This is a genomic window from Spirulina sp. LEGE 11439 (genome assembly GCF_059821285.1).
Genome location: NZ_JCAMRX010000004.1, coordinates 149,009 through 161,544 on the forward strand (window position 1 = coordinate 149,009; position 12,536 = coordinate 161,544).

Sequence of the window (12,536 nt, forward strand, 5' to 3'; positions counted from 1 at the left end):
ATCCGCGCGCCTTGTTCATATTAATTAATATTCTAGATGAAAATTGGTAATATTTTGTAAAATATTGTAACAGTATTTATGCTTATTGGAAGATGAAAAAATTAGTTGAATTGCTCTCTTTGTAAGGATTTGATGAGGCTCAAGGGCATCTCTTCGCGCTGGATGTAACGAGTATAGTCAGCACTCAGATAAGATTCATATTGAAAATCCTCGGCAATATAAACGCCAAAAAAGGCTAAACTTAGCGCTTCAATGTATTGACGAGCGATCGCAGGATCGGGACCAATCACTTGAGGAGGCAGGGCAACATCGTTAGAAGAGACACCAAGGGTAGAAAAATGAGTCCCACCCTTGAACAAAATGAGATATTTATTAGCCGTGGTGAGTGCCGTAAAGGGTAAAATTTGCTCGGCTAAAGCTGGGGCGATCGTATCGGCACTACCGGTGACGATCGCCGTGGGAACTTGGATCGCAGCGATGCCGGCATCCCCAAAAATACGGCTACCAATGGGATTAATGGCGATGGCTGCCATGATGCGATCGTCCCGTAAATCGTAATTTCCATTGGCTAAGATTTGTGCCGGGCATTGCAGCAAGAGGGATAAGTTGAGAGAATAATGCTGGGTACGGCATTGACTTTCCAGTTGTGCGAAATTCAATTTAGCTCCGGCGAGAGCAAGGGCCGTGTAACCACCAAACGATTGACCGATAACCCCCACTTGCTGCCAATCAAGGCGATCGCTATACATCTCCTGCAACCGATCCAAGAGAAAGTGAATATCGAGGGGGCGATCGATAAATTCCCGAGGAGGGCTAATATCTTGAGTGAATCCCGCCGTTAAATTTTGTAGCTGTTGGGCATTACTGCCGGGATGTTCCGGGACGGCAACGGCAAAACCGTGAGAGACAAGATGTTGAGCGAGATAAGTGTAGGTTTGGCGATCGGAACCCAAGCCGTGAGAAATAATAATTAAAGGGGAACGTTTGCGATCGCGGCGACGAGGAAGGTAAAGATCGGCCAAGAATGCTCGCTCGCGATCGCGATCGTTAAAAATCAGAGTTTGTTGGCGATAAGTAAACATTCCTGATTGTTGTAAATCTAGAGGAAATTCTCTGGCCGTTTCAGAGGGATCGGCAACTTCTGCTTCGATCGCCGCGATCGCCTTTTCGGTCATGCGTACCGATTGACTGACTTGATTGAGGAGATCGAAGGCAAAAGCGGAATTTAAGAGAATTTCTGAGGTGGGAAATCGCTGGATAATATTGAGTGGTGTGAGTCCAGCCTCATCATTGGCGGCTAAAATCAGCGCCGATCGCAAGGCATAAAACCCCGATAGTCCCGAGCGAGTTTGCACGATTTTGCCCACTAATTGTAAAATTCCTTCCCCTTGGGTGGAATAGAAAAATTGCGAAACCGCGATCGTATCGACATCCGCTTTAGCCAAGAGAATTTTACGCAAATGCTGCTGTTGATTTGCATCCAAGCGAGAGATAAAGTTTTTTAAATCTGGCGCGATCGTTCCTTCTCGGGCGTATTCTGCCAAAGACTCTCGCATTAAGGAAAATTCTAAAGGTCCGAAACGCAAGATAATTTTTTCCGCACTCAAAGCGGGCATAGCCAAGGCGATCGCGAGATTGAAGGCAACCAACGCTAAAGTTTTCAGCCCGAGAGAAAGAAGCGATCGTTTCCTCAGATTTGAGACTTGTCGAAGAAGCATTTACGGTTTACTGTTGACTATTTACTGAGCGAAAACATGAGCGTTAAGAGTTTACAGGGCAGGGATTTACTCGGGCTGGCCGATTTGAGCGCTTCCGAATTGCAAGAATTACTCCAATTTGCCACGGATCTCAAAAGTGGCGCTCAAAATCCCACCTGTCAAAAAGTTTTAGGTTTGTTGTTTTACAAGGCTTCCACTCGCACTCGCGTGAGTTTTTCCACAGCTATTTACCAACTGGGCGGGCAAGTTATCGATCTCAATCCTAAAGTCACGCAAGTAGGACGCGGCGAACCGATTTCGGATACGGCGAGGGTTTTAGATCGCTATCTCGATATTTTAGCCGTTCGCACCTTCAAACAGGAAGATTTAGAAACCTTTGCCCACTACGCCAAAATCCCTGTCATTAATGCGTTGACGGATGTAGAGCATCCCTGTCAAATTTTAGCCGATCTGCTCACGGTGCAAGAGTGTTTTGGCGAACTATCGGGAAAAACGATCGCTTTTTTGGGGGATGGGAATAATGTCGCCCATTCTTTATTGTTGGGTTGTGTTTTAGCGGGGGTTAATATTCGCATTGCTTCCCCTGTCGGTTACAAACCCGATCGCGCCATTGTTGAAAAAGGCCGAGAAATTGCCATCGATGGGGCAGAAATCATCATCACAGAAGATCCTATTGCGGCAGTAGAAGGGGTAAATGCCCTTTATACGGATGTTTGGGCGAGTATGGGGCAAGAAGAATCCGCCCTCGATCGCATTCCTTTATTTCAGCCCTACCAAATTAATGCAGCCTTGTTAAGTCATGCCGATCCCGAGGCGATCGTCTTGCATTGTTTGCCGGCTCATCGCGGTGAAGAAATTACCGACGAGGCGATCGAGGGGAAACAGTCGCGGGTCTGGGATCAAGCGGAAAATCGCCTGCACGCGCAAAAGGCGTTAATGGCGAGTTTGTTGGGAACGAGTTAGGCATTAATGTTGAGATTTTGAGATTTTGCGGCGATCGCGAGCAAAGACACGCTCAATTTCCGAGGGTGCTGGATAATCTGCGATCGCACTTTGGCAAAAATGCTCTAACAATAAACGGACTGAGAGTTGCGCGATCGCTATCTGCGCTAACATTCAAGTCAGAATCGGAGTTTGGATGCAGCCCATGATACAAGGACCGGGTCTTATTTTAGCGATTGGTTTAGCGCTAATTCATGCGTTTGTTTCAAAGCGAAATATTGTTGCTTTTCTGCCCGAGCATCGCTGGCTTTCCTTCGGTGGGGGTATATCTCTTGGCTTTGTTTTTCTCCAAGTTTTTCCCGATCTCAGCCAAATTCAAAGCGAATTAGAGCATTCTACAACTCCTTTTCTCACTGCCCTACAAAACCATACTTATCTCTTTGCGCTCCTCGGATTTCTCGTTTTCTATGGTTTGGATATCTTAGCACTCACTTCTCGGCGGCTGAATCTGGCGATTAACAATGTCGATCGCGCCGGCTCGGTTGTCTTTTGGCTTCATATCGGCACTTTTGCTATCCTAAATTCGATTGTAAGCTACTTACTCCAAGATTTAGGCAGTCATAGCTTATTTGAGTGCATCTTGTTTTTTATCACTATTGCGCTTAACTTTTTCATTATCGATCGCCGTTTGCGGGAACACCACAAAGCGCCTTACGATAATTACGGCCGTTGGTTGCTGACGGGGGCAATTATGGTGGGGGCGATCGCCGGACAATTGATTCGCTTAAATCCTTTTGCGATTTCTCTAATTTGGTCGTTTTTAGCCGGAAGCATTATTCTCAATGTTTTAACGCGGGAATTACCCGGAAAGAGTTGTTTTATCTCTTTTTCAAGCGGAATGGTGCTGTATGCTGTTTTAATTTTGGCGAGGTAAATTTTCGTTAACATTACATTCAACAAGGGCGATCGCCTTTCTAGGAAAGAAGATATTTTGCGATCGCTGCCGAGCAAACGAATTTGCAGGTCGATCGCGATCGTACCCTCAAAAAAGATGCTAATATAGAGAATGGTGTCGAAAATTACAGAACGCAGGCAAACATGGCTAAAAAGAGCATGATCGAGCGCGAAAAAAAGCGCAAAAAGTTAGTTGAGAAATACGCAACCAAGCGCGAAGATCTCAAAGAACAGATGAGAAAATCCAAAAGCCCTTTAGAGCGACTGGAACTGCAAAGAAAATTACAACGCTTACCTCTCAATAGCTCTAAAGTTCGAGTCCGCAATCGCTGCATGGTTACAGGTCGTCCTAGAGGATATTATCGCGATTTTGGTCTTTCTCGTCACGTGATTCGCGAATGGGCGCACGAAGGACTTTTACCCGGTGTTGTTAAATCTAGCTGGTAAATTTACTTTCTACTCCCCGCAACAGCGATCGATCCCCAAACTGTCCAAGATTAGATCGCTGACTGCATTCGCCACAGCAAACTCTCCATAAAAGCTCTGGCTGAAGTCGAACGCTTGCATCTCCGTCACGATCGCAATCACCAAAGACCCTAAATCGTTCTCCCCTTCCAAGCGCTGACGAACGAATATTTGCGACGCACGTTTAGCAATTGTTTGGTTCGCGGGTTCTGGCAAAAATTCGCGATCGAGCCAAGTTAACAAATTCTTCTGCAACCACTCTCCCTCAATTTGAGAGTCTCTTAGAGGAGGCAAAGTAATTGGAGGAATGGGGTCAGACATCTTTGGGTTGGCGATCGCGCAAATAACAGTAACTTTTTAAATTTTATTATTTTATTCCCCACCCTCCAAATCTGGAGGGTGGGACAGTTTTATGAGTTGGCCAGTCAAGGATAAATCAAGTCGCAAAATTGATTACAAATCCATTGTAAAAGAATTCGGAATCCCCCATCAAAACAATGTAGTGATGTTAAATGTCTTGGGTTTTGACTATCTCGTCAACGAGTTCGGCGATCCCCCCTCATTTACACTACCTTCCTCTCAAAAAATCGAGCCATCATAGTAATACAAAGATTTTCAGGAGGAAATAAACTTTTGTTTCTTTACATTCATCGATAAATGGAGTATGCTAAAGTAAAGTCATAATGACTTCGTTTTAAAAGTCCCTTTTCAATTTCAGTAACGAGCAAGAGTGGCGATTTCGAGTATTGAGATTAATCTAGATTACCCCAACTCAATTATCAAAAACGTTGTAAAAACAACCTGCGATCGGAAAAAGTAGAAGCCGCCCGATTTGGTATTTCTCCAGCATCCAACCCACCTTTACAGGGCATCTCCCTATGAAGAACCAAACGGAGCGACGGCATGAATTTCTACCATTAAGGAGTAACGACAAGTAAGATGCCAACAGCGAAACTCGACACAAAAATCAAATCTTCAGCCATTTCTGCGGATATGGTTCGTACCTATTTGCGCGAAATTGGACGAGTCCCCCTACTGTCCCACGAACAGGAAATTTTCTACGGTAAGCAAGTTCAACAATTGATGTTATTGCTGGATGATAAAGAAACATTGCAGGAGGAATTGCAACGCAACCCGACTCGAGCAGAATGGTCTAGACGGGTAAATTTAAGCGAAAACGAGTTAGAAAAACTCTTAGGTCAAGGGCGACGCGCCAAGCAAAAAATGATTGAAGCAAACTTGCGATTGGTTGTTGCGATCGCCAAGAAATATCAAAAGCGAAACATGGAATTTTTGGATTTAATCCAAGAAGGAACTCTCGGATTAGAACGAGGTGTAGAAAAATTCGATCCCACCAAAGGATACAAGTTTTCGACCTATGCTTATTGGTGGATTCGTCAAGCGATTACAAGAGCGATCGCCCAACAATCTCGCGCCATTCGCCTGCCCATTCATATCACCGAAAAACTCAATAAAATCAAGCGCGTGCAGCGAGAAATCTCGCAAAAAATGGGACGGAATGCGACTCCCAAAGAAATTGCTTTAGAATTGGGTTTAGAAACAGCTCAAATTCGCGAATATTTGAGTATTGCCCGCCAACCGATATCTCTCGATATGCGCGTGGGAGATAATCAAGATACGGAGTTATCGGAACTCTTAGAAGACGAAAATGCCTCCCCTGACAATTATTTAACCCAAGAATCCTTGCGGCAAGATTTGAGCAATATGATGGCAGAATTAACCCCGCAACAGCGTAATGTTCTTGCCCTACGCTATGGTTTAGAAGATGGCAAAACTCTCTCCCTTGCTAAAATTGGCAAACAACTCAACATTAGTCGAGAGCGAGTGCGCCAACTGGAAAACCAAGCACTTTCTCATCTTCGCAAACGTCGAGCCAAAGTGCAAGAATATGTTTATCAATTAGCCTAGAACAATAAGCAATACTCGTTTATAACAGAGTCTTGAACTTTATTGTTGAAAACCAAAATTAGGGAGAGTGGCACGATCTACTCTCTCTTTTCTTACTGAATAGGGGAATGAGAGCAATAAATTATCCTTTACCCTTTATGGCGATCCATTGTAAAATTTCTTCAGGGAGGGGCGATCGCTGGCGATTTTCCGTATTAATACAGACATGGCGAGTGATGGCTTTTGCGACATTTTTTTGAGGCACGGTGAGAGATAATACTTGATAGGCGATCTCGAATTCTGTCTCGCTGAGTTGTTTGGGGTTTAAGACTATTTCTATGCGATCGCCGCAAAATAAAGGGCGCAAAAAATCCGCCGAACTGTGTACGATGGGAAGGGCAATTCCCGTAGGACTCACCAAAGATTTGAGATTAATCCCCGATCGCAATAATGCTTCTTCGTAGGCTTGGTGACACAACACTAAAATATTAGCAAAATAAACCACTCCGGCTGCATCCGTTTCGGATAAATAAATTGTACGCTGATAATTGCTCATTGATATGTTAAGAATTCAAAATTTAAGCAAATCTTATCAGAAAAATCTAGTTTTACAAGACTTGAATTTTGCGGTAAAAACAGGAGAAATTTATGGACTTCTCGGACCCAATGGTGCAGGAAAAACAACAATCATTAATATTTTATGCAATCTGCTGCAACCCGATCGCGGTACCATTCTACTCGAGGGAAAGCCAATTTCCAATGCAACTAAACATTTGATTGGCGTAGCGCCACAGGAAAATTTACTCTATAAAAGTTTATCGTGTCAAGAGAATTTGCATTTTTTTGCTAGTCTTTATGGGTTAACCAAAGTACAACAGCGCGATCGCATTACGACAAGTTTAGCCGCAGTGAATTTGAGCGATCGTGCGAACAGTCTCGTCGAAACCTTAAGCGGTGGTATGAAACGGCGATTAAATTTTGCGATCGCTTTGGTACACGAACCTAAATTGCTGATTTTAGATGAACCAACAACCGGATTAGATATTGAAACACGCTACGATCTATGGGCATTAATTCGCCAATTACAACAGCAAGGAATGACAATTTTATTAACCACTCATTTATTGGATGAAGCGGAAAAATTATGCGATCGCTTGGCAATTTTGCGAGCGGGCAATTTATTAGCAGAAGGATCTATTTCACAACTTCGCCAATTTGTCAATGCAAAAGAAATTGCGATCGTACAAACTACAGATGAAGCAAGAGCGATCGATCGAGGAAAAGAATTGGGATTTCCCTATCGCTACTATGGAGGAAATTTAGCATTTTGGCTGCCAGAAGTATTGGAATTAAGAGAAATCCTAGCTTGTTTTGAGAATATTGTTCTAGATTCGATTTCTCGTCAACCCGTGAGACTCGAGCATATCTATCTGGAAGTAACCCGCGATCGCGTATTATAAAGATATTGAAAATTTCGATCGAGTTATAAAGAATATTATATGAAAACATTACTCATTGATAACTATGACTCTTATACCTTCAATCTGTACCAACTGATTGCTGAAATTAATCGCGAACCGCCTCGCGTGATAAAAAACGATCGCTTAACTTGGGAAGAATTAAAACAAATTGAATTTAATAATGTTGTTATTTCTCCGGGGCCAGGACACCCCGCCAATCAACGAGATTTTGGGATTTGCGATCGCATCATTCGAAATCTAGAAAAACCGATTTTAGGAGTATGTTTGGGACATCAAGGAATTGGTCATGTCTTTGGAGGAATCGTGACTCACGCACCAGAGGTCAGACATGGCCGAAGTAGTTTAATCTATCATCAAGAATCCAACTTATTTCAAGGCATTCCTCATCCTTTTTTAGCAATTCGCTATCATTCTCTCATTGTTGACAAAAAAAACTTACCAGCCTGTTTGGAAATTACAGCATGGACTAATGATCGTTTGATTATGGGATTGCGCCATCGACAAAAACCAATTTTTGGCGTTCAGTTCCATCCCGAGTCAATTGGTACAGAATACGGAAATCAACTTTTAGAAAATTTTAAAGCGATAACATTAACATTGCAAAAACCGATAAAATCCTTAGACAAAAACAAAAAAAAATATTTAATTTCACCTTCCTATATTAATGCGATCGCATCACCTGAAAAAACAAGAGAAGCTATTCCAGAACAACATTCAGATTTTAAAGTATTTGTCAAAAAACTAGCCATTGCTCCCGATTCCGAACAAGTTTTTGTTCATTTATATGAAAATTCTCCTTACGCTTTTTGGCTTGATAGCAGCCAAGTCGAGCCTGGTTTATCTCGGTTCTCTTTTATGGGGGACAATCGCGGCTACCACAGTTTGCGAGTATCATACAATTGTCCTGAAAAAATACTCCAAATTACCCAAAATAATGTCGTAGATCGCAAACAAGGCAATATTTTTGAGTATCTACAAGAGAAACTCGATCGCAGATTTTGTACCAATACAGATTTACCCTTTGACTTTAATTGTGGGTTTGTTGGCTATTTTGGTTATGAGCTAAAATTAGAATGCGGTACCGAATTTGCTCACCCTTTTGCTTTACCGGATGCAGCTTTTCTTTTCGCAACACAAATCATTGCTTTCGATCATCACGAACAAACAACTTATCTATTGTATTTAGGAAAATATGATGAAAGTCACGAAGCTAATACATGGTTTCAAACCATTGAAACTCATTTGGCTGAACTTCCTCCGTTACCCGAAATAGAAAAATCGAGCCAAAAAGAACCCGTACTTTTTCGTTTGAGTCGCGATCGCCAAACCTATCTCAAAGATATCGAACAATGCTTGCAAGAAATTCACGACGGTGAAAGCTACGAAATTTGTTTAACCAATCGGCTTTACACCAAAACAACTCCCGATCCTTTAGCATTTTATCGTCATCTCCGGCAGCGAAATCCGTCTCCCTATTCTGGATTCCTTAAGTTTGGAGATTACACCATTATTTGCTCTTCCCCAGAACGATTTTTGCAAATCGATCGCGAAGGATGGATTGAAACGAAACCGATCAAAGGAACCTCACCTCGCGGAAAAACTCCTCAAGAAGATCGCCAGATCGAGGAACATTTGCAGCATAGTGAAAAGGATCGAGCCGAGAATCTCATGGTTTTAGACCTGCTGCGGAACGATTTGGGACGAACGTGCGATATTGGGAGCGTTTATGTTCCTAAATTAATGCAAGTAGAAACCTATGCGACAGTTCATCAATTAGTTAGTACTATTCGCGGACACTTACGATCCGATTTAAAAGTAACAGACTGCATCCGTGCCGCTTTTCCTGGAGGATCGATGACAGGAGCCCCAAAACTAAGAACGATGGCAATTATCGATCGCTTAGAAGGAGAAGCGCGAGGCATCTATTCCGGTGCGATCGGCTTCTTGGGACTGAATGGAACGGCTGACTTAAATATTGTCATTCGTACTGCGATTTTAACTCCCACAGAAACTTCAATTGGGATTGGAGGTGGTATTGTCGCAATGTCCGATCCTGAAATGGAGTTTCAAGAAACTCTCTTAAAAGCTGAACCTCTAATTTGTGCCTTAGTACAAACTGTTTATGGAAAAGTGACACCAGATTCATACATCACAGATTTTAATCTATATTTTCCTAAAAACACCTATAGCGATTTTTTTTGTGAACACAAAAAACTCTCGTCTTTAGACAAGAGAGCAGTCAAAGGTAATGAAATACAAACAGTTGCGAGACTCTCAAGGGACTGACAATCAGAACATGCGATAATTACATATTTATTTTGCAAAAATGTAATAAAAAATCATTTTTTGTAATCAAAGTTACGAAAATCAGTTGATATAGCTCCTATAAATACAATTCAGCGATCGCGCAAAAGTCATAACTCAATCTCCAGTTTTAAATCAAAAATAACTTGACAAAATTTATAGATATTTATAGATTTTGTTAGAGAAATTATGTTTAAAATCAGGAAATTGTGTTAAATGGAGTCTAATTTTCATGTCCTTACAGGTTGAAGCCCTAGAACAGAGTTTTGAGAAAATAAAACCCTATGCCGACGAATTCGTAAGCAGTTTTTACGAAAACTTGTTTTCAGCTAATCCAGAAGCCAAGCCTTTATTTGGCAGTACGGATATGGCATCTCAGAAGAAAAAACTCCTCGGTTCTCTGGTTTTAGTTGTCGAAAACCTACGCAAACCAGACGCATTAAGCGAGGCATTAAAAGGCTTAGGAGCAAGGCACGTCAAATATGGCGCATTGCCAGAACATTATCCTCTTGTCGGTAATGCCTTGTTAACCACTTTTGAGCAATATCTCAATGAAAGTTGGACTGAAGAAGTCAAACAAGCATGGGTAGAAGCCTACGGAGCAATTACCGAATTAATGCTTTCAGGGGCAGAATATTCGGCTGAAGAAGTTGCCCTAGATTCTCCTCAAGAAGAATCTGGATTAGCCGTAGAATTACTCGAAACCAGCTTTGAAAAAATAAAACCAAAAGCGGATGAATTTGTGAGTAGTTTCTATGAAAATCTTTTTACTGCCAACCCAGAAGCTAAGCCTTTATTTGGCAGTACGGATATGGCATCTCAGAAGAAAAAACTCCTTGCTTCTTTGGTTTTAGTGGTTGAAAATGTACGCCAGCCAGAGAAATTAACTGATGCTCTCAAAGGGTTAGGTGCAAAGCACGTTAAATATGGTGCATTGCCGGAACATTATCCTCTGGTTGGTAATGCTTTGTTAACCACTTTTGAGCAGTATCTCGGCACAGATTGGACGGAAGAAGTGAAGCAAGCATGGGTTCAAGCCTATGGTATTATTACCGAATTAATGCTTTCAGGCGCAGATTATTCAACCGAGGATGTGGCACTCAAAAAATCTAATGCAAACCCCGAACCAGAACTATCATTTGCAGTACAAAGTGAGATTAATTGGGGTTTGTTTGGCGGAATTTTTGCGGGCGCAGGAGTTCTCGTTTTCTTGCTGCTATTGCTTTAATTGTTGAAAGATGGCAAATCCATTTGATAGAGTTGGGAAACCCGGTCAAATTTTTCAATCCAAATTTGCCATTCTTGGAATTATCGTGCTGCTTATTGTTTGGTTTTCTGTTACTTTTGCTTTAGATCGGCGCACCATTTTTCTCCCTGGAAACACTTCCCCCGGACACGTTCTTTTTGAGGCTTCTTGTAGTTCTTGTCATGAAGGATTTAAACCCGTGACCAATGAAACTTGTTTGCGCTGTCACGAAGCAGAAATGGCAGAAGATGCTCACGGACCGAAAAAATTTCGCGATCCTCGTTGGGCGGATTTATTAACGCGAATTGATGTGCTAACTTGTACTGCCTGTCATATGGAACACGTGCATATTTTTGCTCGTGGCGTTCATCTGAAACCCGATTTGTGTATAGCCTGTCACGAGGAAATTATCACAGGGGAATTGGCAAGTCACGATGGTTTTGCACCGGATGGTTGTTGGACGGCAGGCTGTCACAATTTTCACGATCATCGCTCGATTTCTACAGGATTTTTGCGGCAAAATATGAATGCGCCACAATTGCTCCCCGTGCCAGAAGTTCCCAAATTACCGGAACGAGATCCCTTTAGAAAACCTCCTCAACCTGACTTGAATCGAGAATTTTTACAGGTAAAATTTAAGATTCAAAATGCTAATTTAGCCAGTCGAGGGAAAGGATGAGCGATCGCAAGGTTAAAAAACGGGTTAAACAATTAATTCTTGGTCTTTTGGGGGTATTTTTATGGGGGTTTTTATTGCTTTTTCCCCATACTGTCCGAGCCGATAGTTTCACAGAACAACAAATTGAAGAGATTAACAGTTTGTGGCAAAATAGCGCTCATGCTTTTGCTGATGTTAATTGCTCGAGCTGCCACCTCCAAGAAGAAACCAAGCAATTAATTATTGCGCCAAACCATGAAAGCTGCCAAAGCTGTCACAAACAACAAGTTGAGACATTTTTGCTCGGAAAACATGGCATTCGCTTGCAAGAAGGTCTTTCTCCTTTAACCCCAGCAATGGCACATTTACCGATGAAAGAAGCGGCACGCGATCGCCAAATGAATTGCAATACCTGTCACGATGTTCATTCGGTGAATACCTTTACTGCTTCGGTAGATTCTTGTTTAACTTGTCACAACGATACACATTCGTTGAATTATGTCAAGTCCAAACATGGTTTATTATTTTCCGAAGCGCGATCGCTGCCTGCACCCGAGGCTAATTTGGTCAGTTGTGCCACTTGTCACTTACCTCGGCAAAAGGTTGAAGGAACACAAACAATTTTTGTCAACCACAACAATACCTATAATTTATTGCCTCGCGATCGCATGGTCAAAGATGTTTGTATGAATTGTCACAGTATGGAGTATTCCTACAATAGTATCTTTGATGATGAGTTAGTGGAAGCAAACTTTGACACGCCCCCGACGCAATATTTAGAGACTTTAGAAATGGTCAAAGTTCTCGAGAAAAAGCGATCGGGAAAAGAGAATTAAAGCGTTAGCAATTCAGAGAAATTC

General features: G+C 42.2%; 13 protein-coding genes. 9 read left to right on the forward strand and 4 right to left on the reverse strand.

Features of this window, described 5'->3' with window-relative positions:
* Positions 1-101: 101 nt before the first annotated feature.
* Positions 102-1,718 carry an alpha/beta hydrolase gene (locus AC6RV6_RS04355; RefSeq protein WP_500239187.1) on the reverse strand — a complete coding sequence of 539 codons (1,617 nt, stop codon included), beginning with the start codon at positions 1,716-1,718 and terminating at the stop codon, positions 102-104.
* A gap of 36 nt (positions 1,719-1,754) precedes the next feature.
* Here AC6RV6_RS04355 and argF point away from each other — a divergent pair, with 36 nt between their 5' ends.
* Positions 1,755-2,681, forward strand: a complete 927-nt coding sequence (gene argF / locus AC6RV6_RS04360) for an ornithine carbamoyltransferase (protein WP_500239189.1) — start codon at positions 1,755-1,757, stop codon at positions 2,679-2,681.
* A 3-nt stretch (positions 2,682-2,684) separates the two neighbouring features.
* On the opposite strand, the gene AC6RV6_RS04365 is transcribed toward argF, so the two are convergent.
* Positions 2,685-2,834, reverse strand: a complete 150-nt coding sequence (locus AC6RV6_RS04365) for a hypothetical protein (RefSeq protein WP_500239193.1) — start codon at positions 2,832-2,834, stop codon at positions 2,685-2,687.
* Between the two features lie 31 nt (positions 2,835-2,865).
* Here AC6RV6_RS04365 and AC6RV6_RS04370 point away from each other — a divergent pair, with 31 nt between their 5' ends.
* Positions 2,866-3,594, forward strand: a complete 729-nt coding sequence (locus tag AC6RV6_RS04370; protein WP_500239195.1) for a hypothetical protein — start codon at positions 2,866-2,868, stop codon at positions 3,592-3,594.
* Between the two features lie 164 nt (positions 3,595-3,758).
* A complete protein-coding gene (gene rpsN / locus AC6RV6_RS04375) occupies positions 3,759-4,061 on the forward strand; it encodes a 30S ribosomal protein S14 (RefSeq protein WP_500239344.1) in 303 nt (100 codons plus the stop codon).
* Positions 4,062-4,070: 9 nt separating this feature from the next.
* On the opposite strand, the gene AC6RV6_RS04380 is transcribed toward rpsN, so the two are convergent.
* The gene (locus AC6RV6_RS04380; RefSeq protein WP_500239198.1) at positions 4,071-4,400 is read right to left on the reverse strand and encodes a DUF8822 family protein; all 330 of its coding nucleotides are present in this window, start codon (positions 4,398-4,400) and stop codon (positions 4,071-4,073) included.
* 618 nt (positions 4,401-5,018) lie between these two features.
* Here AC6RV6_RS04380 and AC6RV6_RS04385 point away from each other — a divergent pair.
* A complete protein-coding gene (locus AC6RV6_RS04385; protein WP_500239201.1) occupies positions 5,019-6,008 on the forward strand; it encodes an RNA polymerase sigma factor, RpoD/SigA family in 990 nt (329 codons plus the stop codon).
* Positions 6,009-6,129: 121 nt separating this feature from the next.
* Here the strand turns inward: AC6RV6_RS04385 and AC6RV6_RS04390 are convergent, their stop codons facing one another.
* A complete protein-coding gene (locus AC6RV6_RS04390) occupies positions 6,130-6,543 on the reverse strand; it encodes an acyl-CoA thioesterase (RefSeq protein WP_500239203.1) in 414 nt (137 codons plus the stop codon).
* Between the two features lie 4 nt (positions 6,544-6,547).
* Between AC6RV6_RS04390 and AC6RV6_RS04395 the strand changes: the two genes are divergently transcribed.
* The 5 genes from AC6RV6_RS04395 to AC6RV6_RS04415 all read left to right on the forward strand — a co-directional run bounded on the left by AC6RV6_RS04395 (position 6,548) and on the right by AC6RV6_RS04415 (position 12,512).
* Entirely contained in the window at positions 6,548-7,447 is a 900-nt protein-coding gene (locus AC6RV6_RS04395; protein ID WP_500239205.1) for an ABC transporter ATP-binding protein, read from the forward strand.
* 39 nt (positions 7,448-7,486) lie between these two features.
* Positions 7,487-9,754, forward strand: coding sequence for an aminodeoxychorismate synthase component I (gene pabB / locus AC6RV6_RS04400; protein ID WP_500239207.1), 2,268 nt, complete (start codon positions 7,487-7,489; stop codon positions 9,752-9,754).
* Positions 9,755-10,004: 250 nt separating this feature from the next.
* A complete protein-coding gene (locus AC6RV6_RS04405; protein ID WP_500239210.1) occupies positions 10,005-11,000 on the forward strand; it encodes a globin family protein in 996 nt (331 codons plus the stop codon).
* A 10-nt stretch (positions 11,001-11,010) separates the two neighbouring features.
* Complete coding sequence (locus AC6RV6_RS04410; protein ID WP_500239213.1) at positions 11,011-11,697, forward strand: cytochrome c3 family protein; 687 nt, start codon at positions 11,011-11,013, stop codon at positions 11,695-11,697.
* Positions 11,694-12,512, forward strand: coding sequence for a cytochrome c3 family protein (locus AC6RV6_RS04415; protein ID WP_500239215.1), 819 nt, complete (start codon positions 11,694-11,696; stop codon positions 12,510-12,512). Before AC6RV6_RS04410 ends, AC6RV6_RS04415 begins: the two co-directional genes overlap by 4 nt.
* The last annotated feature ends 24 nt before the right edge of the window (positions 12,513-12,536 follow it).